Origin of the sequence: Streptomyces glaucosporus (assembly GCF_039533345.1) — a bacterium.
In the GTDB taxonomy this organism is placed as follows: Bacteria; Actinomycetota; Actinomycetes; order Streptomycetales; family Streptomycetaceae; genus Streptomyces; species Streptomyces glaucosporus.
Window position 1 is genome coordinate 138,108 of record NZ_BAAATJ010000012.1, and the last position, 20,167, is coordinate 158,274.

Sequence of the window (20,167 nt, forward strand, 5' to 3'; positions counted from 1 at the left end):
ACAAGGGTGCGGTGACCGGCGTCTCATCCGCCGCCTTCGGCGCGGTCGGCGGCGCGCCGTACCATCGGGGCATGGCTACTGACACGTCCGCGGCACCCAGCGGAGCCCCCACCGAGGAAGCGGTCCGCGCCGCGCTCGCGACCGTGAACGACCCGGAGATCCACCGCCCGATCACCGATCTCGGCATGGTGAAGTCGGTGGAGATCGGCTCGGACGGATCGGTCGCCGTCACGGTCTACCTGACCGTCTCCGGCTGCCCGATGCGCGAGACCATCACCTCCTCGGTGACCGAGGCGGTCCGCCGCGTGGCGGGTGTCACGGACGTGGCGGTGTCCCTGGACGTGATGAGCGACGAGCAGCGCCGCGAGCTGGCGGCCACCCTCCGCGGCGGCCAGGCCGAGCGCGAGGTCCCGTTCGCCAAGCCGGGCTCGCTGACCCGGGTGTACGCGATCGCCTCCGGCAAGGGCGGCGTCGGCAAGTCCTCGGTGACGGTCAACCTGGCGGCGGCGATGGCGGCCGACGGCCTGAAGGTCGGTGTCGTGGACGCCGACATCTACGGCCACTCGGTGCCGCGCATGCTGGGCGCGGAGGGCCGGCCGACCCAGGTCGAGAACATGATCATGCCGCCGTCCGCGAACGGCGTGAAGGTCATCTCGATCGGCATGTTCACCCCGGGCAACGCCCCGGTGGTGTGGCGCGGCCCGATGCTGCACCGCGCGCTCCAGCAGTTCCTCGCCGACGTCTACTGGGGCGACCTGGACGTGCTGCTGCTGGACCTGCCGCCCGGCACGGGCGACATCGCCATCTCGGTGGCGCAGCTCGTCCCGAACGCCGAGATCCTGGTGGTGACCACCCCGCAGCAGGCGGCGGCCGAGGTCGCCGAGCGCGCCGGCTCCATCGCCGTGCAGACCCACCAGAAGATCGTGGGCGTCGTGGAGAACATGTCCGGGATGCCCTGCCCGCACTGCGGCGAGATGGTGGACGTCTTCGGCACGGGCGGCGGCCAGCGGGTGGCCGACGGGCTGAGCCGGACGACCGGCACCAACGTCCCCGTCCTCGGCTCCATCCCGATCGACGTGCGGCTGCGCGAGGGCGGCGACGAGGGCCGGCCGGTGGTGCTGACCGACCCGGACTCCCCGGCGGGAGCGGCGATCCGCGCGGTCGCGGGCAAGCTGGGCGGGCGTCAGCGCGGGCTGGCCGGGATGTCGCTGGGGATCACCCCCCGCAACAAGTTCTGAGACGGGCTCCGGGCCCCGGCGTCCTCCGCCGGGGTCTGCTGCCGGAGGCGGTGCGCCGGAGGGTGCGCCGCCTCCGGCGTGCGGCGCCTCCGCGGTGCGGCGCGTCCGCCGTCAGTGGCGGTAGACGGTGATGTCCTTGATCACCGAGAAGCCCAGTCCGTAGGCGCTCATGCCCCGCCCGTACGCGCCGAGGTGGACGCCCTCGTTGCCCGGTCCGGCCAGGACCCACCCGTACTCGGACTCCCGGTAGCGGAACTCGGTCGGGACGCCGTCGACCGGCAGCGTCAGGACGGACCAGGCGGAGCCGTCCAGGTCGTCCGCCAGGTCCCAGGCGATCGCCGTCTGCTGGTCGAGCCACTGCTGTCTGAGTCCGCGCTCCATCCGGACAGGCCAGGTGCATGACAGCAACCCCGATCCGGCCAGCCAGGCGGCGGACGAGACCGAGGTGGCCTCCAGGACGCCGGTGCCGTCCGGGCTGCTGCGCACCGGGCGGTCGGCGACCGTCACGACGACGGCGAAGCGCTGGTGGTCCGGGCCGGCCTCGGAGCGGAAGGAGGGCTCCTCGCCGTGCCCGGTCGAGCCGTGCTCGACCGTGCCGTCGGAAGCCGTTCCCACCCGCATCAGCCAGCGCGGGCCGGTGAAGGCCTCATCGAGGCCGTACCAGGGGAAACCGGCCATCAGATAGCCGTCGATCCCCTGGCCCGCCCCGGACGCGGACGCGTCCTGTGGCTCTGCCCGGCCCGTCGTCTCCATCTGCGCGACGCCTCCTCGTGTGCCCCGTGTCGTGACGGCAGGCCCGCCCCCCTCGGGCGGCCCGACCTCGGACACAGGGAGGATAGCCACCCTTGTGCGCCGAATCGGACAGGACCGGGTGTGTTCTGCGGGAGGTGGCCCTCCCGGTTCACCGGCGAGGAGTGCCTCAGGTGGCGTCGGCGTCGAACGGCGGGGGGTCCTGGCGGGACGCCGGGCCGGTCTTGCGGAGCCGGTCGGAGGAGGCGCCCTCCGGGGCGGGCGCGGCGGACACGGCCGGCGCGGCGGAGGCGTCCGGAGCCGCGGCGACCTCCCGGCCGTTGACGGCGTCCGTGACCTCGGAGAGCTCCTGGCGCAGGTCGAAGCTGCTGCGGATCTCCTTCAGGCCCAGGTCGTCGTTGTCCAGCAGGTGCTTGCGGGCGAAGTTCTTGGGGTTGAGGTCCTCGAACTCGAAGTCCTTGAACTCCGGCCCCAGCTCCCTGCGGATGTCCTCCCGGGCGCTGTCCGAGAACTCGCGGACCTTGCGGACGAACCGCGCGACGTCCTGGATCACCTTCGGCAGCTTGTCGGGTCCGAAGACAAGGACCGCGAGGATGATGAGCGCCACCAGCTCAAGGGGTCCTATGTCGAAGAACACCGTGCAGCTCCCTCAGATACGTCCATGACCCGTGCGGCCACAGTCACGGTACCCGCCGACGCCCCGGGGCGGGAGTCGGCGAGGCGAACAACGGCCGTCACCCCGCCCCTCACGGTCCGGTGGCCGACCCGAGCACGACCTCCACGGTCCGCTCCCGGCCGCCGCGTTCGACGGTCAGCTCCAGCCGGTCGCCGGGCCGGTGGCTGCGGATCCTGACGATGAGCTCCTCGCCGCCGCGCACCGGGGTGCCGTCCACCTCGGTGATGACGTCCCCCTCCCGGATGCCGGCCCGGTCGGCCGGTCCCCCGGGGACGACCGGCGTCCCCTCCCCGCCCGCCCCGAGGCCGACGCGGGCGCCCTCGCCGGGGTACCCCATGTCGAGCGTGACGCCGATCACCGGATGGGTGGCCCGGCCGGTGTTGATCAGCTCCTCGGCCACCCTCCTGGCCTGGTTGACGGGGATCGCGAAGCCCAGGCCGATGCTGCCGCCGCGGCCGGACTCCGGCAGCCCGTCGCCGGCGGACCTGATCGCGCTGTTGACGCCGATCACCCGGCCCCCGGCGTCCATCAGCGGACCTCCGGAGTTGCCGGGGTTGATCGGGGCGTCGGTCTGCAGCGCGTCCACGTAGCTGACGTCGCTGCCGTCCCGCTCGCCGCCCGCCGTGACGGGGCGGTCCTTGGCGCTGATGATCCCCGTGGTGACCGTGCCCGCCAGGTCGTACGGCGCGCCGATCGCCACGACCGGATCCCCCACCCGCACGGAGTCGGAGTTGCCCAGCGGCAGCGGCCGCAGCCCGGAGACGCCCTCCACCCTCAGCACGGCGAGGTCGTAGCCGCTGTCGGTGCCGACGACCTCGGCGGCGGTGGTCAGGCCGTCGTGGAAGGTGACGGTGATGTCCCCGTCGCTCACGGCGGGCTCCACCACGTGGTGGTTGGTCAGCAGGTGGCCGCGCTCGTCGAGGACGAAGCCGGTGCCGGTCCCCTGCTCCCCGGAGCCCCGGACGTGGACGGTCACCACACCGGGCAGGGCCCGCTCGGCGATCCCCGCCACACTGTCCGGGTCCCGGTCCGTGTCCCCGGCGGGCGCCTGGGCCAGTTCGACGGTGCCGAGTCCCCCGGTGCGCTCCGCGTACGCCCCGATCCAGCCGCCCGCGCAGCCCGCGGCCAGTGCCAGCACGACGACCGCCGCGGCCGTCCGCCGGCGGATCCGCCGCGGCGGGCCGGCGGGGAGCGGGAGCGTCCGCGTCCAAAGCCCCTGCGGGGTGTGCGGGCCGGGGGCGGGCGGGGGCGGCGGCACCGCCGGGGACGCCGACGGCGGGGCCCACGGGTCGTACCGCGCGAAGGGCCCGGCCTCCGGGGCGGGGGCCTGGGCCTGTGCGGGCAGCAGAGTGCCCCGCGCGGGCGCCGCGGGGGGACGCCGGACGGGCGGGGCGGGGGCCCAGGGGCCCGGACCGCCGTAGGGCGGCGTGCTGTACGGATCCTCCCCGTGCAGCGGCCCGGGAACCGTCCCGGTGCCCCGGACGCCCCCCGCCGGGCGCGGGGCGGAGGTCCCGCGTGGACGGCTCCACCACGTCGGCTGCGGCCTGGCGGCCTTCCCCTCGTCCATGCTCTCCCCACATTCGCCCGCGCCCACCTCACGCGCGGACTCGCACCACATTCCCCCGATTCAACCAGGCCCGGGCCGCCGGCCGGAGCCGGACCCGCCGTGCGCCCGGCCGGGCCCGCGGCGGGGTGCGGCGGTCAGCGGCCCGGCGTGGCGGAGGGCGTGGCGGAGACCGGGTCCGTACCGGGAACCACGGCCGGGCCGGAGACCGCGGCCGAGGGCGACGCGCCGGGGAACGGCCGCGCCTCGGACCCGGTCTCCAGCGGCTGGGCCGCGAAGTACGTGGGGCGTATCAGGGGCGGGTGGAGGGTGGGGGTGGCGTCGAGCACCGGCACCGTCATCAGCCCGTACTGCCGGACGGCGCGGTCGGCCTCCGGCTGCGGCGCGGACGGCGAGGGCGTCGGCGTCGCCGCGGGCCCGCCGAACGTTCCGACCTCCTCCCGCTCCGCCGCGCCGGAGCGCTCCCCGCCGCGCACCGCGCCGGCCGTGGCGGCCGTCCGCGGAGCGCCGGCGGCCGTACCGCCGTCGCCGGCCGCGGTCGGCGCGGAGCCGCCGGGCGCGCCGGAGGTGAGCGCGCCGCCGATGGCGAAGGCCGCCAGCGAGACGGCGCCGGCGGCCGCGAACGCGAAACGGCGGCCGCGCGAGGCCGACCGGTCCGTCTCGTGGATGCGGAATCCCCTCCCGGAGGAGAGCACGCCGCCGGGGGACAGGTACCCGAAGTCCCACGGCGATCCGGACGGGCCGGCCGGCCCGTCCGGCCCCGGTTCGTCGTCCAGGCCCGCGGGCAGCCCCTGGAGCCGCGCGAGCAGCCCCTCCGGGGGCGGTGGGGGCGCGGAGTCGGCGAAGACGCTCTTCAGCCTGCGCTGGGCGTCCGCCTCGGCCTTGCAGGAGCGGCAGGTCGCGAGGTGGGCGAGGACGCGCTCGCGCGTCTCGTGCTCCAGCTCGCCGTCCACCAGGGCCGCCAGGCGGTCCCCCAGGTGCTGTTCGACCGGGGTCGGGTCCGTGTCGTAGGCGTCGTAGGCGTCGTATGTGCCGCTCACTCGGCGCCGCCCTCCCCGCTCCCGGCACCGGGGAGCGCCCCGGCCAGGGCGCGCTGCTCGGCGCGCGCCTCGGGGGACCGGTGCCTGAGCGCCTTGCGCAGGTGGGAACGGCCGCGGTGGATGCGGCTGCGGACCGTGCCGAGCTTCACCCCGAGCGTCGCGGCGATCTCCTCGTACGACAGCCCCTCGATGTCGCACAGCACCACGGCCGCCCGGAACTCCGGGGCGAGGGTGTCCAGGGCGTGCTGGATGTCGGCGTCGAAGTGGGTGTCGTTGAAGTGCTGCTGCGGCGAGGGCTCGCGGCTCGCCAGCCGCTCGGCCGCGTCCTCGCCGAGGGCGTCGAAGCGGATCCGCTGCTTGCGCCGGACCATGTCCAGGAAGAGGTTCGTGGTGATGCGGTGCAGCCACCCCTCGAAGGTGCCCGGGGTGTACGTGGACAGGGAGCGGAAGACGCGGACGAAGACCTCCTGGGTGAGGTCCTCGGCGTCGTGCTGGTTTCCGGTCAGACGGTACGCGAGCCGGTAGACCCGCGCGCTGTGGGTGCTGACGATCTCCTCCCAGGTGGGAGGCGTCCACGCCGGGGCGCCCGCGTCGGTGGCGAAGGTCGCGGTGGTCGCGGAGTCGGCGGCGTGGCGGCGGTCAGCGGTGTCGTTCACGGATTTCGGCTCGCCGGGCGGCCTGCGGAAGCGCCTCAGCACTCCCCGGTCTCCGGCGGCAGCCGCACCTCCCCTGTCGGCTCTGGTGGTGTCCAGCGGAGCCCCTACCATAGCCACCTCGCCCGTTAGCTCCGGATAAGCTTCTTTGACCGTCTTTCGGCCCAGTGCCATGTACGTCCCCCCGCCGCTCCCCCGAGCCCGCCGCACGGCCTCGTCAGGGCCTCGTCAGAGCCTCGTCAGAGCCTCGTTCATGACCAACGTGCAGTCCCATCTGCGGGTTCCCGGCGGCAGCGGATACAGTCACCGTTGCGTGGAACACGGGGACAGGAGAGGGCGATTACCGGCAACCGGCAGACGAGCTGGGCGTTCGCCGACGCGTACGGCGCCGAGCACGTCGAGCACGTCGAGCACTCTGCGGCACTGCGCTGGGCTCGCGACCGTGCCCGGGAGGCGGGGCTGCGCCCGGTGTCGGACGGCACGGGCGCCGCGCTGCGGCTGCTGGCCGCCGCCGTGGACGCCAAGGCCGTGGCCGAGATCGGCACCGGGACCGGGGTGTCGGGGATCCACCTGCTGCACGGCATGCGGCCGGACGGGGTGCTGACGACCGTGGACACCGAGCCGGAGTGCCAGCAGATAGCCCGCCAGGCGTTCCGCGCCGCGGGTTTCGCGGCCAACCGCGCCCGCTTCATCCCGGGCCGGGCCCTGGACGTGCTGCCGCGGCTCGCGGACGGCGGGTACGACCTGGTGTTCTGCGACGGCGACCGGACGGAGTGCCTGGAGTACCTGGCCGAGTCGCTCCGCCTGCTGCGCCCGGGCGGTCTGGTCTGCTTCGAGGGCGTCTTCGCCGACGGCCGCACCGTCGACTCCTCCGCCCAGCCCGCCGAGGTCCTCAGGCTGCGCGAGCTGCTGCGCGCCGTCCGGGACAGCACCGCGCTGCTGCCGTCGCTGCTGCCCGTGGGCGACGGGCTGCTGTGCGCGGTCAAACGGAGCCACTGAGGGCCCGCGTCCCGGGCACACCGAAGCCCCCGGGCGCCGGGCGCTCCGGGGGCTTCGGTCAAGGGTGGTGGCGGCGAGAGCGGCGCCGGGGGCTTCTCAGCCGCAGGCCTTCTTCAGAGCTTCGCCGAGTGCATCCGCTTCGTCAGGGGTCAGCTCGACGACGAGTCGTCCACCGCCTTCGAGCGGAACGCGCATGATGATGCCCCGCCCCTCCTTGGTCACCTCGAGCGGGCCATCGCCCGTCCGCGGCTTCATGGCCGCCATGCTCGTTCCCCTTCCTGAAACCAGCTGATCTCAGCCGACGACCCAGGTGTCATCGGCGTCGAACACATTGCTTCCCGGCCATTATCCCGCATCACATGACCGCATGACCAACATCGTTCCGTATCCCTTGCACAACGCGCTTACGCAAAACCACCCAATTCGGCGATCAAGCTGCGATACTACGCGCTTCTTTTTCCCGTGCCGGCGCGGATTCGTTTGACGCACCTCACACGCGCGGCCATATATCGGCCTCCGCCGGTCCTTGCCATGCTGGCCCCATGGCAGACAACGTGCTCTACGAAGTGTCCGAAGGCCTCGCGACCGTCACCCTCAACCGCCCCGACGCCATGAACGCCCTCGACACCGCGCTCAAGGAGGAACTGCGGGACACCCTGCGGGAGGCGGCCGGCGATCCCGCCGTGCGCGCGGTGCTGCTGACCGGCAGGGGGCGGGCGTTCTGCGTCGGGCAGGACCTCAAGGAGCACGTCGAGACGCTGCGGCGGGACGGCGGCGGCGCGCTGGACACCGTGCGGGAGCACTACAACCCCATCACCCTGGCGATCGCCTCCATGCCCAAGCCGGTGGTGGCGGGCGTCAACGGCGTGGCGGCCGGGGCCGGGGCCGGGTTCGCCTTCGCCGCCGACTACCGCGTGGTCGCCGACACCGCCGCCTTCAACACCTCCTTCGCCGGTGTGGCGCTCACCGCCGACTCCGGGGTGTCCTGGACGCTGCAGCGGCTGGTCGGCCCGGGCCGCGCCGCCGACCTCCTCCTCTTCCCGCGCAGCGTGACGGCGCAGGAGGCGCTGGAGCTGGGCATCGCCAACCGGGTCGTGCCGGCGGACCGGCTGGCGGAGGAGGCCGGGGCCGTGGCCCGCCGGCTCGCCCAGGGCCCCACCGCCGCCTACGCCGCGATCAAGGAGTCCCTCGCCCACGGCTCGTCGCACTCGCTGGCCGAGACGCTGGAGAAGGAGGCCGAGCTCCAGGCCCGCGCCGGCGCCACGGAGGACCACCGGGCGGCGGTGGAGGCGTTCGTGAACAAGGAGAAGCCCGTCTACCGCGGCCGCTGACGCCTCCCCGGCCCCTCCCGGTCCGCGTCCCGCCCCCGTCAGGGCACGGGGCGCGGACCGCGGGCGCAGCAGTCCGCCAGATGGTCGTCGACCAGGCCGCACGCCTGCATCAGGGCGTAGGCCGTGGTGGGACCGATGAAGCGGAAGCCCCGCTTCTTGAGGGCCTTCGACAGCGCCGCGGACTCCGGGGTGGCCGCGGGGACGTCGGCGAGCGTGCGCGGGGCGGGACGGCCGGCCGGGTCGGGGGCGTGGGACCACACCAGGGCGTCCAGCTCCCCCGGCTCCCACCCCGCGGCGATCCGGGCGTTGGCGAGGACCGCGTCGATCTTGGCGCGGTTGCGGACGATGCCGGGGTCGGCGAGCAGCCTCTCCCGGTCGGCCTCGGTGAACCGCGCCACCTCGGCGATCCGGAAACCCGCGAACGCCGCCCGGAACCCCTCGCGGCGGCGCAGGATCGTCAGCCAGGACAGCCCCGACTGGAACGCCTCCAGGCACAGCCGCTCGAACAGCGCGTCGTCGCCGTGCACCGGACGGCCCCACTCGGCGTCGTGGTACGCCGTGTAGTCCTCCGTGGCCAGGCCCCACGGGCAGCGGAGCCGCCCGTCCGGGCCGGGCAGGGCCGCGCCCGTCACCGCGGCTCCCCGGGGGCGTCGCCGGGCTTCTCGAACATCTCGGGATGGCCCATCGCCGCCGCCTGCTCCCCCGCCAGGGACGCCTCCAGTTCGGCGATCCGGGCGTCGCGCTCGGCCAGTTCGGCGCCGAGGCGGTCCAGGACGTCGTCGACGTCCGCCATCCGGTAGCCGCGCGCGGCCACCGGCAGGCGCAGCGCCTCCAGGTCCCCGCGGTTGACGGGACGGTCGGACGGCAGCCACGCCACGAGCCGGTCCGGCGGGACGTCGGCGAGCCCGCCCGTCGCGGTACGGCCGGGACCGTCGCCGCCCACCACGGCCAGCGCGACCGCGGTGACCACCACGACCAACGCGATCAGCAGAAACCAGAACACGCCATCTCCCCGGGTCCGTCACACCGACGACGGGCACGGCTCCTCGCGTGACCGTCTCCTGTGATCGTGCCACGGGACGGCGGCGGCTAGGGTCGGCACCGGGACATCCGCACAGGGGCCACACGGGGCCGCGAGGAGAGGACTGCGATGCTGCGGCTGGGACGGCGCGAGTTCGGCGAGCACGAGACGGTGGTCATGGCCATCGTGAACCGGACCCCGGACTCCTTCTACGACCGGGGCGCCACCTTCCGCGACGGCCCGGCGCTCGACCGGGTCGAGCAGGCGGTGGCGGAGGGCGCCGCCATCATCGACGTCGGCGGGGTGAAGGCCGGCCCCGGCGAGGAGGTGACGGTCGAGGAGGAGGTGCGGCGCACCGCCGGTTTCGTCGCCGAGGTGCGGCGGCGCCACCCGGACGTGGTGATCAGCGTGGACACCTGGCGGCACGAGGTGGGCGAGGCCGTCTGCGAGGCCGGCGCCGACCTGCTCAACGACGCCTGGGGCGGCGTCGACCCGAAGCTGGCCGAGGTCGCGGCGCGGTACGGCGCGGGGCTGGTCTGCACCCACACCGGCGGCACCAGGCCGAGGACCAGGCCGCACCGGGTGGCGTACGACGACGTCATGGCCGACGTGCTGCGGGCCACCGTCGGCCTGGCGGAGCGCGCGGTCGGGCTGGGGGTGCGGCGGGACGCGGTCCTGATCGACCCCGGGCACGACTTCGGCAAGAACACCCGGCACTCCCTGGAGGTCACCCGGCGGCTGGAGGAGATGGTGGCCACGGGGTGGCCGGTGCTGGTGTCGCTGTCCAACAAGGACTTCGTCGGGGAGACCCTGGACAAGCCGGTCAAGGAGCGGCTGACCGGCACCCTGGCCACGACGGCGGTGTCCGCGTGGCTGGGTGCGCGGGTCTTCCGCGTCCACGAGGTGGCCGAGACCCGGCAGGTGCTCGACATGGTGGCCTCCATCGCGGGACGCCGCCCGCCGGCCGTCGCCCGCCGCGGTCTGGCCTGACCGCGGCCGGCCGGGGTCAGGAGGGCTCCTCCGGCAGTTCCCGCTCCACCGACCGGTCCGGCGTGGCGATCTCCTGGGAGACCAGCTTGACCGCCTCGTCCACGTCGTCGGTGAGGTGGAACAGCTCCAGGTCGTGCCGGCCCACCTTGCCGCCCTCGACGACGGTGTCGCGCAGCCAGTCCACCAGCCCCCGCCAGTACTCCGTGCCGAACAGCACGATCGGGAAGCGGGTGACCTTCCGCGTCTGGACCAGGGTGATCGCCTCGAACAGCTCGTCCAGCGTGCCCATCCCGCCCGGCAGGACGACGAAGCCGCTCGCGTACTTGACGAACATCGTCTTGCGCACGAAGAAGTAGCGGAAGTTGACGCCGATGTCGACGTACCGGTTGAGCCCCTGCTCGAAGGGGAGCTCGATGCCCAGGCCGACCGAGACGCCGCCCGCCTCGCTCGCGCCCCGGTTGGCCGCCTCCATGGCGCCGGGCCCGCCGCCGGTGATCACCGTGAACCCGGCCTCGGCCAGGGCCCGGCCGATCCGCACCCCCGCCTCGTACTCGGGCGATCCCTCGGGGGTGCGCGCCGAGCCGAAGACGCTGATGGCGGGCCCGATCTCGGAGAGGGTGCCGAAGCCCTCCACGAACTCGGCCTGGATGCGCATGACCCGCCAGGGGTCCTGGTGCACCCAGTCCGAGGGGCCGGCGGTGTCCAGCAGCCGCTGGTCGGTGGTGCTGGCCTGGATCTGGTCGCGGCGGCGCACCACCGGCCCCAGGCGGCGCTCCCGCGGCTCGCCCTGCTCGAACTCCTCGGCACTGCCCATGCGTGTCCTCCCTGTGTCGGCTGTCGGCGACGTGCAGGCCGCCAGGGTACGCAGGCGCGGGTGACGCGGAGCGGAACCCGCGCCTGCGTCCCGGTGGCCGGACCGTCGGGGGTCCGTGCCACGCATACCCGGCGATCAGGCGGTCAGCCAGGCCCGCAGCCGCTCCTCGCAGCGGAGGATCGCCGCGGTCTCGACGTGCTCGTCGCGCCGGTGCGCCAGGTTGGGGTTGCCGGGACCGTAGTTGACGGCGGGCACGCCCAGGGCGCTGAACCGGGAGACGTCGGTCCAGCCGAACTTCGGCCGCACCTCGCCGCCGACCGCCGCCACGAAGGCCGCCGCGGCCGGATGCGACAGGCCGGGCAGGGCGGGCCCGGAGCTGTCGTCCACCACCAGTTCGGCCACGCCGCAGTCCGCGAACACCTCGCGGACGTGGTCGAGCGCCTGCTCCTCGGTGAGGTCGGGCGCGTAGCGGTAGTTGACCGTGACGGTGCACTCGTCCGGGATGACGTTGCCCGCGACGCCGCCCTCGATCCCCACGGCGTTCAGGCCCTCGCGGAACTCCAGCCCGTCGATCACCGGCCGTCTGGGCTCGTAGGCGGCCAGGCGGGCGAGGATCGGCGCGGCGGCGTGGACGGCGTTCCGCCCCATCCAGCTCCGGGCGGAGTGCGCGCGCTGCCCGGCGGTGCGCAGCTTCACCCGCAGCGTGCCCTGGCAGCCGCCCTCGACCTGCCCGTCGGAGGGCTCCAGCAGCACCGCGAAGTCCCCGGCCAGCCAGTCGGGGTGGGCCTGCGCGAGGCGCCCGAGGCCGTTGAGGTGCGCGGCGACCTCCTCGTTGTCGTAGAAGACGAAGGTCAGGTCCCGGTTCGGGGCGGGGACGGTGGCGGCGATCCGGAGCTGGACGGCGACCCCGGACTTCATGTCGGAGGTGCCGCAGCCCCACAGCACGCCGTCCTCCAGCCGGGAGGGCACGTTGCCGGCGATCGGCACGGTGTCGATGTGCCCGGCCAGGACGACCCGTTCGGCGCGGCCCAGTCCGGTGCGGGCGACGACGTTGTTGCCGTACCGGTCCACGCGCAGGTGCGGCAGGGCGCGCAGCGCGGTCTCGATCGCGTCCGCCAGCGGCTTCTCGCCGCCGCTGACCGAGGGGAAGTCGACGAGCCGCGCGGTCAGCCGGGCCGCGTCCTGCGTCAGGTCGAGGGCGGCGCCGGGGTCGGCGCCGGGGTCCTGGGGGGCACGCTCCATGGCACCGACCCTACCCGCCGCCCGTCGCGGCCCGGGGCCCGGTCCTTCCCCACGGGCGGGTCACACCCGCGGTGGACACCGGTACCTTTGTCGCGTGTCCGAGCGAGCTTCCTCTCAGCGCCGCGGCCGGCTGCTGCGCCTCGCCGCCGCGTGCGTCGTGCTGCTCGGGCTCGCCGGGTACCTGATGGTGCGCCACGATCCCGGCGGGCCCGGACCGGCGAGGTGCGCCGTGACCGCCGCCGACGGCGGCGAACCGTACGTGATCGAGCCGCAGCAGGCCGCCAACGCCGCGACCATCGAGGCCGTCGCGTCCGCCCGGGGCCTGCCCGAGCGGGCGGTCACCATCGCCCTGGCCACCGCCATGCAGGAGTCGGCGCTGCGCAACATCGACTACGGCGACCGGGACTCCGTCGGCCTGTTCCAGCAGCGCCCCTCCCAGGGGTGGGGGACGCGGGAGCAGATCATGGACCCGGTGTACTCGGCCGGGAAGTTCTACGACCACCTGGTGGAGATCCCCGGTTACTCCCGCCTGCCGCTGACCGTCGCCGCGCAGCGGGTGCAGCGCAGCGGTTTCCCCGACGCCTACGCCAAGCACGAGCCCAGGGCCGCGCTGCTCACCGCCGCGCTCACCGGGCGGCGGGCCGCCTCCCTCACCTGCTTCCCCGGCGAGGGCGCGGGCGTGGCCGCGGGCGATCCGGCGCGGGTGCGGGAGAAGCTGGTCCGCGAGTTCGGCGAGGACGTCCTGCCGGACTCCGCCCGGGCCGGGGGCGGGAGCGGCCGCAGCGCGCCCGGCCCGGTGCTCTCCGTTCCCGTCCGCACGTCCGCCCGCGGCGCCGGGGCGGACGCCGACCGGCGCGGCTGGGAGGTGGCGCACTGGGCCGTGGCCCACTCCGCCGAGCTGGGGATCGAACGCGTCTCCTACGGGAAGCGGGTCTGGGAGGCCGGCAGGGCGGCGGAGGGCTGGCGCACGACCGGGGACGCGCACCGCTCCGAGGTCGTCATCGCCACCGCCCGCTAGCGTCCGCCCGTCACCGCCCGGCGGTTCCGCCATCACCCGAACGGGGGTCTTCGAAGGCCCGCGGAGGTGTGCGGGAGCCGCCGGGCGGCGCGTTTCCGCGAGCCCGCCTTTTCCCTTGGGAACACAGGGCCGCGGCGTTTTCGCGGCACCATTCGACCTGACCGAATTGTCTCTTCTGCCACCCTTCGGGCAATCCAGCGCATTGCCAATCCTTTACCCGGGGGACCGCAACCTCCGGGGCTTCCGGCGCGATAGGCACGGCGTCCGGAGGGCACCGCCCCGGCCGGATGCGCACGACGCCTTTCGGACCCACGAGTCCGCAGGAATTTCCGCAAGCCTTTCTCCGTCGAAGGAGCAACATGTCCCTCCCCATCTCGCGCCGGATCGCACGGACCGCGCTGCTGCTCGCCGCGGGCGCCGCCTCCGCCGTCGGCGCGACCGGTTCCGCGAACGCCGCCGAGCTCCTGCCCACCAAGGACCTGGGCGGGCTGAGCAACCTGGACGGCGCGAACCTGGGCGACACCATCGACGACACCTCGCGCGACGTCACCGACCAGGCGGGCAAGACCGGCGGCAAGGCCGTCAGGAAGGCCGTCCCGGCCGCGGGCGAGACCGTCGGCGTCATGGGCAAGGCCGCCCTGCCGGCCGCTCAGAAGACCGCCGGCAACGCGACCGACGCCACCGGCTCCCTCGTCGGCGAGGCCGCCGAGTCCGCCACCGGCGCCGCGTCCAAGGGCAAGGGCAAGTCCAAGGGCAAGGGCAAGGGCAAGCTGCCCTCCGTCACGAAGCTGACGAAGTCGGACGCCCTGTCCACGGACGCCCTGCCCAGCCTCGACAAGCTGCCGGTCAAGGACCTGCCGCTGGGCTGACGCCCGCGGACGCGCCGGCCGTGTACCGCGTCATGCGCACGGGGCCCGGGGACCGAAGCGGTCCCCGGGCCCCGTGCGCGCGCAGGCCCCGTGCCGGGCCGGTTCACGCGGTGAGGCGCCGCACGGCCTCCCCCACCCGCTCGTCCGTCGCGGTGAAGGCGACCCGGACGAACCGCTCCCCCGCCGGGCCGTAGAAGTCGCCGGGCGCCACGAGCACGCCGCGCCGGGCCAGCTCCTCCACCGTCTCCCAGCAGGGCTCGTCCCGCGTCGCCCACAGGTACAGCGACGCCTCACTGTGCTCGATGCGGAAACCGCTCGCCTCCAGCGCGGTGCGCAGCGCCGAGCGCCGCGCCGCGTACCGCTCCCGCTGCTCGGCCACGTGCGCGTCGTCGCCGAGCGCCGCCACCGTGGCGGCCTGCACCGGGGCGGGCACCATCATCCCGCCGTGCTTGCGCACCCGCAGCAGCTCCTCCAGGACCCCCTCGTCGCCCACCAGGAAGGCCGCGCGGTAGCCGGCCAGGTTGGAGCGCTTGGACAGGGAGTGGACGGCCACGATGCCCTCGTGGCTGCCGCCGCAGACGTCCGGGTGGAGGACGGAGACCGGCTCGGTCTCCCAGCCCAGCTCCAGGTAGCACTCGTCGCTGAAGACCAGCACTCCGTGCTCGCGCGCCCAGGCGACGGTCGCCCTCAGCTCCTCCTTCGGCAGCACCCGGCCGGTGGGGTTGGACGGGGAGTTCAGCCACAGCAGCCGCAGTCCCTCGGGGTCGACCTCGCGCGGCGAGTCGTAGACGACCGGCTCGGCGCCCGCCAGCCGCGCCCCCACCTCGTACGTCGGGTAGGCCAGCCGCGGGAAGGCCACCCTGTCCCCGGCGCCGATGCCGAGCTGGATCGGCAGCCAGGCCACCAGCTCCTTGGAGCCGACGACCGGCAGGACGTGGGTGTGCGCCAGCCCCCGCGCGCCCAGCCGGCGCTCGCTCCAGCCGACGATCGCGTCCCGCAGCTCGGGGGTGCCCCACACCGTCGGATAGCCGGGGCTGTCGCCGGCGGCGGCGAGCGCCTTCCTGACCACACCGGGCACCGGGTCGACCGGGGTGCCCACGGAGAGGTCCACGATGCCGTCCGGGTGCGCGGCCGCGGTCTTCTTGTACGGCTCCAGCCGGTCCCACGGGAAGACCGGCAGACGGGAGGACAGGGGTGGCACTTGTCTTCGCTCTCTTTCCGGGAAAAAGACCCCGGTCCCGCACGGCGGCGTGCCGTGCGGGACCGGGGGTCAGCTCAGGATCCGCCGAAGGATCACTCGTTCTCCTGCGGCGGCAGCGCGGCGACGAACGGGTGGTCGCGCTCGATCAGGCCGAGCTTGCTGGCCCCGCCGGGCGAGCCCAGCTCGTCGAAGAACTCGACGTTGGCCTTGTAGTAATCCTTCCACTCCTCGGGGACGTCGTCCTCGTAGAAGATCGCCTCGACCGGGCAGACCGGCTCGCAGGCACCGCAGTCGACGCATTCGTCCGGGTGGATGTACAAGGACCGCCGGCCCTCGTAGATGCAGTCGACGGGGCACTCCTCGATGCAGGCCTTGTCCTTCACGTCGACACAAGGCTGCGCGATGACGTAGGTCACGCTGTCGTTCCTCCTCGGTAGGGCGCGGCAGCCGGTCCGGTTTGGCTGGTCCGCGATGGCGCGCGGGAGCGCGGCGTCGTCGATGCCCGCCCCTAGTATCTCCGTTCTCGGGCAGGAGACGAACAGGAGGGGTGGGCACGATCGTGGAGTTCACCATGGGCGGACGGCTGGAGCTTCGCATCAGCCCCGATGACGTGGGCAAACGCGTCTCGGTGCGCAGTCTGGCCGGATCCGGCGGCGGGGGGCCGGCCTTCACCGACACCGTCGGCGTCCTCACTTCGTGGGCGGACGGCACGCTCTCGATCACGCGCCGCGACGGCCGGAGCGTACGGCTGGAGGAGGCGGCGCTGGTCGCCGGGAAGGTCGTGCCCGCCGCGCCCGCCCGCAGAAGGGGCCCGGCGGCGGGCGTGCGGGAGCTGGCGGAGACGGCGGCGCGCGGCTGGCCCGCGGTCGAGACGGCCCGGCTGGGCGGGTGGCTCCTCCGCGCGTCCGGCGGCTTCACCGGCCGCGCCAACTCCGTCCTGCCCCTGGACGGCCCGGGCACGGACCTGGACTCGGCCCTGGCGGAGACCGTCCGCTGGTACGGGGAGCGCGGCCTGCCCGCCCTGGTCCAGGTCGCCACGGGCGGCGCCGGCGCCGACGAGGTGCTGGCCGCCGAGCTGGAGCGGCGCGGCTGGACGGCCGAGCGGTTCGCCGTGGTGCGCACGGCCGCGCTCGCCCCGCTGGCCGACCGCGAGCCCGATCCGCGGGTGCGGCTGTCGCGGCGGCCGGACGAGGCATGGCTGGGCGCGTACCGCCGCGGCTCCTCGGCGGGGTCGGCCGGGGACGCGCTGAAGGTGCTGGCCGGCGGCCCGTCGGTGTGGTTCGCGACCGTGCCCGGAAAGGACCGGGGCGGCGCGCCGGCCGCCATCGGGCGGTGCGTGGTGGACGGCCGGTGGGCGGGGTTCGCCGCGGTCGAGGTCTCCCCGGGGCGGCGGCGCGAGGGGCTGGCGACGGCGGTGATGGCGGAGCTGGCCCGCGCGGCGCTGGCGGAGGGCGCCTCGGCGGCGTACCTCCAGGTCGAGCCGGAGAACACGGCCGCCCTGGCGCTGTACGACCGGCTGGGCTTCGCCGACCACCACGGCTACCACTACCGCCGTGCGCCGCACGGCTGAGCCCGGGTACAAAGTGGCACATGGACAGCCATGACGACCGGGACACGGCGGACGACGGAAGTGGCGGCACCGTCCGGGAGCGCTTCGCGGAGGCCGCGCGGGCCGAGCGCCCGGACCTGGCGCTGCTGTGCCTGCTGATCAATGCCGAGGCCGATCCCGCGGCGGGCGAGGGGACCGTCGACGCGGCGCAGGCCGAGCTGGACCGGCTCACGGGCCTCCTGCCGTACGAGCCCTCGCGCGACCCGCGCGGATGGGCGCGGGCCCTGGCCGCTCTGCTCGGCGGGGAGCACGGCTTCCACGGCACCGCCGACGACTACCGCCGGCTGGAGTCCTCGCTGCTGGGCGAGGTGCTGAAGCGGCGGCGCGGCCTGCCGATCCTGCTGTCGGTGGTGTGGATGGAGGTCGCGCGCCGGGCGGGTGCGCCGGTGTACGGCATCGCGCTGCCGGGCCACTTCCTCGTCGGCTTCGGGGACCCGGCGGGCGAGCACGCCGTCGCCGACCCCTTCGCGGGCGGCCGGCTGCTGGACGACCAGGACGTGGAGCTGCTGGTGGCCGCCTCCACGGGCGCGGCGCTGCCGGAGGCGCTGCTCCGTCCCGCCGGCCCGCTGGAGATCGTGCTGCGCGTGCTGAACAACATCCGCGCGTGGGCGGCGGCCCGCCCCGAGCACACGGACGTCCAGCTGTGGGCGGTGGAGCTGTCGCTCCTGCTGCCGCACCATCCGGCGCGGCTGCGGTACGAGCGGGCGCGGCTGCTGGTCGAGCGGGGCGACTTCGTCGGCGGTGCCCGGGAGATGGAGCACTACGCCGACACGGTCGCCGCGATGGAGCCGAGCGCCGCCGACGCCATCCGCCGTCAGGCGCGGGCGGCCCGCGCCCGGCTCAACTAGCCGGGCGCGGGCCGTCCGCGGCGGCACCGGGGAGCGGTGCCGGGCGCCTACTGGGGGTCGAGTTCGATGACGCCGACCCGCTTGGCGGGGTCGGTCTCCCGGAGCGCCTCGCGGAGCGCGCCCGCGACGTCCTGGGGGGTGACCGGGGTCTTGGTCCCGTTGCCGCGGGTGACCAGGACGCCGTCGAAGGTGCTGCCGTACAGCTCCTCGAGCACCTTGAGGTCGTAGGTGTCCACCAGCTTGCCGTCGACCGGCTTCATGGACAGGAACCTCGGCAGCGACCCGGTGGGGCTGAACGGGATCGACCTGTCGCCGGCCTTGACCGTGACGATGCCGGACATCGCCGGCTCGCCGAACTCCCGGATAGCCCGGTCGATCTCCTTCTGGTCCACCTCGGGCTGCTGGACGGAGACCGGCAGGGCGACGGAGGCGCCCTCTCCGGTGGCGACCTGGTCGCGGTAGGCGTCCTCCACCAGGTCGGCGCCCTTGCCGACGTCGACGGCCTTGTGCGGCTTGCCCGGGACGCCGACGGCCTTGCCGCCGACGAACTTGACCATGCCGTCCTGAGCCGAGCCCCCCGAGACCTTCGAGGAGAGGTCCTTCAGGGCGGCGGTGAGCTTCTCCTCGTCGACGGTGAAGACCGGTTCGGCGTGGCGGGCGCCGCCCAGGAGCGAGCCGATGACGGAGACGGGGTTGTAGTCCCGTCCGGAGGCGTTGCGCACGGTGGCCTCGGTGTCCAGCGCCAGGCCCGCGACATCGGGCTTGAGCCTGGTCTTCTCGCCCTCGACGGCGATGACCAGCGGCTTGTCCGCGCGGTCGCCGAGGACGGCGTCGAGCTTGTCCACCGCCGCCCGCTTGTCGGTGCCGCCGATCTCCACGCCGAGCACGGTGGTGCCGTTGGGCACGTCGGCGTGGTCGAGCAGCAGGCCGGCGCCGTACGCGATGCCGAGCACCCCGAAGGCGGCGACGCCCACCAGGACCAGCTTGGAGCGGCCCCGCTTGGCGGGGGCCGGCGGGGGCACCGGGGCGGCGGGGCTCTCCGGGGACGGGACGGGACGGCCGTCCCCGTCGGCCGGGGGCACGCGCGGGATGCCGCCGACCAGGGTGTCGCCGGAGACCCGGCCGGCGGGGCCGGACGCCGGGCCGCCCGCCCGCGGGGGCACCGCGGCCGCGCCGGACGCCGTGGGCAGCGGACCGGTCTCCGCCGGAGCGGACGCCGGGGAGGACCCCGGGGAAGACATGGGGGATGCCGACGGGGACGACTGGGACGGCGCGGCCCCGGGCTGACGGAAGCCCGGGGGCAGCAGCGGCATGTCGCCGGTGGCCGGTCCGGTGGTCGGTCCGCTGGGGCCGCCCGCGGCGGGCACGCCGTGCGGCGGGGTCGCGGTGCGCATTCCGTGCGGCGGCGTCGCGGTGGGGACGCCGTGCGGCGGGGTGTGGCCGGGGCCCGGCGGCGGGGTCCCCCCGGTCTGCGGGCCGGGGCCCGCCAGAGCGCTGATGGGGGAGCCGTCCGGCGGGGTGTCGGTGCGCTGCCGCGCCGGCCCGGCCGGGGCGCCGGAGGAGGCCGGGGGCCTGGTTCCGGAAGCCGCCGCGCCACCGGAGGCGCCGCCCGTGGGGGGCTTGCGCGGGGCGAACCAGGAGCTGGTCGTCTGGGTGTCGGAGGCAGAACCGCCCGTTCCGGACGCACCCGCGTCCCCGGTGGACGCCGCCGTGCCGTTCGCGTCCCCGGCGGACGCCGCCGCGCCGTTCGCGCTCCGGGCCGGGGCGCCCCCGGCGTCCGTCTCGGCGCCGCCGCTCGTCGCCCTCTCGCCCGGGGAGGCGGTGTCCTCGCCGACGGGCTTGCGCACGACGACCGGAGGGATGGGCCGGGAACCCGGGATGTTGATCCGGACGCGGGTGGTCAGCGTGGTCTCTGTCTTGGGCTCGCCCGGCCTCGCGGCACCCCGTTCGGCGGGCTCGTCCGGTGCACCGTCGGCCGGTGCGCCGTACGGCTCGGTCCCCGGCGGGTACGCGGTACCGCCCCGCGCCTGGGGGCCGGAGGACGGACTGTCAGTTTCACGACTCAAAGCAGGATCTCCCGGTTGGATTCGCCGCCCGCCATGGTTCCGATCGGCTCGCACGGGCGGCTCGCCGGCGCGCACCACCTTACTGGGGGCCGCCGCCGCGAACCCCGGGAGTGCGGAATCGCCATCCCGGCACGGCCCGCGGCGGGGTCATACCGGCGTACCGTCTGGCGGATTGTGTGCCATGTCCTGGCCTGTTGTCGACCGCCGGCCGATCGTCGCCGACCGCTTCACGACCTCT

At 74.9% G+C, this 20,167-nt stretch carries 21 protein-coding genes; 8 read left to right on the top strand and 13 right to left on the bottom strand.

Annotated features, from left to right (window positions below; translation table 11 throughout):
• Positions 1 to 71: 71 nt before the first annotated feature.
• Entirely contained in the window at positions 72 to 1,238 is a 1,167-nt protein-coding gene (locus ABD358_RS15110) for an Mrp/NBP35 family ATP-binding protein (RefSeq protein ID WP_344631509.1), read from the top strand.
• Between the two features lie 111 nt (positions 1,239 to 1,349).
• Here the strand turns inward: ABD358_RS15110 and ABD358_RS15115 are convergent, their stop codons facing one another.
• From ABD358_RS15115 to sigE, 5 genes are all read right to left on the bottom strand, one after another.
• A complete protein-coding gene (locus ABD358_RS15115; RefSeq protein WP_344631510.1) occupies positions 1,350 to 1,991 on the bottom strand; it encodes a hypothetical protein in 642 nt (213 codons plus the stop codon).
• 166 nt (positions 1,992 to 2,157) lie between these two features.
• Positions 2,158 to 2,625, bottom strand: coding sequence for a sec-independent translocase (locus ABD358_RS15120; RefSeq protein WP_344631511.1), 468 nt, complete (start codon positions 2,623 to 2,625; stop codon positions 2,158 to 2,160).
• A 109-nt stretch (positions 2,626 to 2,734) separates the two neighbouring features.
• Entirely contained in the window at positions 2,735 to 4,231 is a 1,497-nt protein-coding gene (locus tag ABD358_RS15125; RefSeq protein WP_344631512.1) for a S1C family serine protease, read from the bottom strand.
• A gap of 134 nt (positions 4,232 to 4,365) precedes the next feature.
• A complete protein-coding gene (locus ABD358_RS15130; RefSeq protein WP_344631513.1) occupies positions 4,366 to 5,268 on the bottom strand; it encodes an anti-sigma factor family protein in 903 nt (300 codons plus the stop codon).
• Positions 5,265 to 6,035, bottom strand: a complete 771-nt coding sequence (sigE, locus tag ABD358_RS15135) for an RNA polymerase sigma factor SigE (RefSeq protein WP_344631514.1) — start codon at positions 6,033 to 6,035, stop codon at positions 5,265 to 5,267. Before sigE ends, ABD358_RS15130 begins: the two co-directional genes overlap by 4 nt.
• A gap of 195 nt (positions 6,036 to 6,230) precedes the next feature.
• On the opposite strand from sigE, the gene ABD358_RS15140 reads away from it, so the two are divergent.
• Positions 6,231 to 6,920 carry an O-methyltransferase gene (locus ABD358_RS15140; RefSeq protein WP_344631515.1) on the top strand — a complete coding sequence of 230 codons (690 nt, stop codon included), beginning with the start codon at positions 6,231 to 6,233 and terminating at the stop codon, positions 6,918 to 6,920.
• A 96-nt stretch (positions 6,921 to 7,016) separates the two neighbouring features.
• Here the strand turns inward: ABD358_RS15140 and ABD358_RS15145 are convergent, their stop codons facing one another.
• Positions 7,017 to 7,184, bottom strand: coding sequence for a DUF3117 domain-containing protein (locus tag ABD358_RS15145; protein ID WP_014137929.1), 168 nt, complete (start codon positions 7,182 to 7,184; stop codon positions 7,017 to 7,019).
• Positions 7,185 to 7,462: 278 nt separating this feature from the next.
• Here ABD358_RS15145 and chcB point away from each other — a divergent pair, with 278 nt between their 5' ends.
• Entirely contained in the window at positions 7,463 to 8,251 is a 789-nt protein-coding gene (chcB, locus tag ABD358_RS15150; RefSeq protein ID WP_344631516.1) for a 2-cyclohexenylcarbonyl CoA isomerase, read from the top strand.
• A 38-nt stretch (positions 8,252 to 8,289) separates the two neighbouring features.
• On the opposite strand, the gene ABD358_RS15155 is transcribed toward chcB, so the two are convergent.
• Both ABD358_RS15155 and ABD358_RS15160 read right to left on the bottom strand, forming a co-directional pair.
• Complete coding sequence (locus tag ABD358_RS15155) at positions 8,290 to 8,883, bottom strand: DNA-3-methyladenine glycosylase I (RefSeq protein WP_344631517.1); 594 nt, start codon at positions 8,881 to 8,883, stop codon at positions 8,290 to 8,292.
• Positions 8,880 to 9,254, bottom strand: coding sequence for a DivIVA domain-containing protein (locus tag ABD358_RS15160; protein WP_344631518.1), 375 nt, complete (start codon positions 9,252 to 9,254; stop codon positions 8,880 to 8,882). The genes ABD358_RS15155 and ABD358_RS15160 overlap by 4 nt, the downstream gene beginning before the upstream one ends.
• Positions 9,255 to 9,401: 147 nt before the next feature.
• On the opposite strand from ABD358_RS15160, the gene folP reads away from it, so the two are divergent.
• Positions 9,402 to 10,262: a dihydropteroate synthase gene (gene folP, locus ABD358_RS15165; RefSeq protein WP_344631519.1), complete on the top strand. Its 861-nt coding sequence runs from the start codon at positions 9,402 to 9,404 to the stop codon at positions 10,260 to 10,262.
• A gap of 16 nt (positions 10,263 to 10,278) precedes the next feature.
• Here folP and ABD358_RS15170 read toward each other — a convergent pair whose 3' ends face one another.
• Together ABD358_RS15170 and dapE are read right to left on the bottom strand one after the other, a co-directional pair.
• A complete protein-coding gene (locus tag ABD358_RS15170; protein WP_344631520.1) occupies positions 10,279 to 11,076 on the bottom strand; it encodes an LOG family protein in 798 nt (265 codons plus the stop codon).
• Between the two features lie 135 nt (positions 11,077 to 11,211).
• A complete protein-coding gene (gene dapE / locus ABD358_RS15175) occupies positions 11,212 to 12,318 on the bottom strand; it encodes a succinyl-diaminopimelate desuccinylase (RefSeq protein ID WP_344631521.1) in 1,107 nt (368 codons plus the stop codon).
• 94 nt (positions 12,319 to 12,412) lie between these two features.
• Here dapE and ABD358_RS15180 point away from each other — a divergent pair, with 94 nt between their 5' ends.
• Positions 12,413 to 13,336, top strand: a complete 924-nt coding sequence (locus ABD358_RS15180) for a VldE C-terminal domain-containing protein (protein ID WP_344631522.1) — start codon at positions 12,413 to 12,415, stop codon at positions 13,334 to 13,336.
• Positions 13,337 to 13,695: 359 nt separating this feature from the next.
• Positions 13,696 to 14,205 carry an ATP-binding protein gene (locus ABD358_RS15185; RefSeq protein WP_344631523.1) on the top strand — a complete coding sequence of 170 codons (510 nt, stop codon included), beginning with the start codon at positions 13,696 to 13,698 and terminating at the stop codon, positions 14,203 to 14,205.
• A gap of 103 nt (positions 14,206 to 14,308) precedes the next feature.
• Here ABD358_RS15185 and dapC read toward each other — a convergent pair whose 3' ends face one another.
• Together dapC and fdxA are read right to left on the bottom strand one after the other, a co-directional pair.
• The gene (gene dapC / locus ABD358_RS15190; RefSeq protein ID WP_344631524.1) at positions 14,309 to 15,406 is read right to left on the bottom strand and encodes a succinyldiaminopimelate transaminase; all 1,098 of its coding nucleotides are present in this window, start codon (positions 15,404 to 15,406) and stop codon (positions 14,309 to 14,311) included.
• 92 nt (positions 15,407 to 15,498) lie between these two features.
• Positions 15,499 to 15,822: a ferredoxin gene (gene fdxA / locus ABD358_RS15195; protein WP_344328866.1), complete on the bottom strand. Its 324-nt coding sequence runs from the start codon at positions 15,820 to 15,822 to the stop codon at positions 15,499 to 15,501.
• A gap of 143 nt (positions 15,823 to 15,965) precedes the next feature.
• Here fdxA and ABD358_RS15200 point away from each other — a divergent pair, with 143 nt between their 5' ends.
• Together ABD358_RS15200 and ABD358_RS15205 are read left to right on the top strand one after the other, a co-directional pair.
• A complete protein-coding gene (locus ABD358_RS15200) occupies positions 15,966 to 16,976 on the top strand; it encodes a GNAT family N-acetyltransferase (protein ID WP_344631546.1) in 1,011 nt (336 codons plus the stop codon).
• 20 nt (positions 16,977 to 16,996) lie between these two features.
• Positions 16,997 to 17,863: a transglutaminase family protein gene (locus ABD358_RS15205; RefSeq protein ID WP_344631525.1), complete on the top strand. Its 867-nt coding sequence runs from the start codon at positions 16,997 to 16,999 to the stop codon at positions 17,861 to 17,863.
• A gap of 47 nt (positions 17,864 to 17,910) precedes the next feature.
• Here ABD358_RS15205 and ABD358_RS15210 read toward each other — a convergent pair whose 3' ends face one another.
• On the bottom strand, positions 17,911 to 19,929 hold the full coding sequence (locus tag ABD358_RS15210) for a peptidoglycan binding domain-containing protein (RefSeq protein ID WP_344631526.1): 2,019 nt from the start codon (positions 19,927 to 19,929) through the stop codon (positions 17,911 to 17,913).
• Between the last annotated feature and the right edge of the window lie 238 nt (positions 19,930 to 20,167).

Excerpts from the sequence above, each read along its gene's own strand:
- ABD358_RS15110 (WP_344631509.1), top strand. The coding sequence starts at position 72 with ATGGCTACTGACACGTCCGCGGCACCCAGCGGAGCCCCCACCGAGGAA.
- ABD358_RS15115 (WP_344631510.1), bottom strand. The coding sequence starts at position 1,991 with ATGGAGACGACGGGCCGGGCAGAGCCACAGGACGCGTCCGCGTCCGGG.
- ABD358_RS15125 (WP_344631512.1), bottom strand. The coding sequence starts at position 4,231 with ATGGACGAGGGGAAGGCCGCCAGGCCGCAGCCGACGTGGTGGAGCCGT.
- sigE (WP_344631514.1), bottom strand. The coding sequence starts at position 6,035 with ATGGTAGGGGCTCCGCTGGACACCACCAGAGCCGACAGGGGAGGTGCG.
- ABD358_RS15145 (WP_014137929.1), bottom strand. The coding sequence starts at position 7,184 with ATGGCGGCCATGAAGCCGCGGACGGGCGATGGCCCGCTCGAGGTGACC.
- chcB (WP_344631516.1), top strand. The coding sequence starts at position 7,463 with ATGGCAGACAACGTGCTCTACGAAGTGTCCGAAGGCCTCGCGACCGTC.
- folP (WP_344631519.1), top strand. The coding sequence starts at position 9,402 with ATGCTGCGGCTGGGACGGCGCGAGTTCGGCGAGCACGAGACGGTGGTC.
- ABD358_RS15170 (WP_344631520.1), bottom strand. The coding sequence starts at position 11,076 with ATGGGCAGTGCCGAGGAGTTCGAGCAGGGCGAGCCGCGGGAGCGCCGC.
- dapE (WP_344631521.1), bottom strand. The coding sequence starts at position 12,318 with ATGGAGCGTGCCCCCCAGGACCCCGGCGCCGACCCCGGCGCCGCCCTC.
- ABD358_RS15185 (WP_344631523.1), top strand. The coding sequence starts at position 13,696 with ATGTCCCTCCCCATCTCGCGCCGGATCGCACGGACCGCGCTGCTGCTC.
- ABD358_RS15205 (WP_344631525.1), top strand. The coding sequence starts at position 16,997 with ATGGACAGCCATGACGACCGGGACACGGCGGACGACGGAAGTGGCGGC.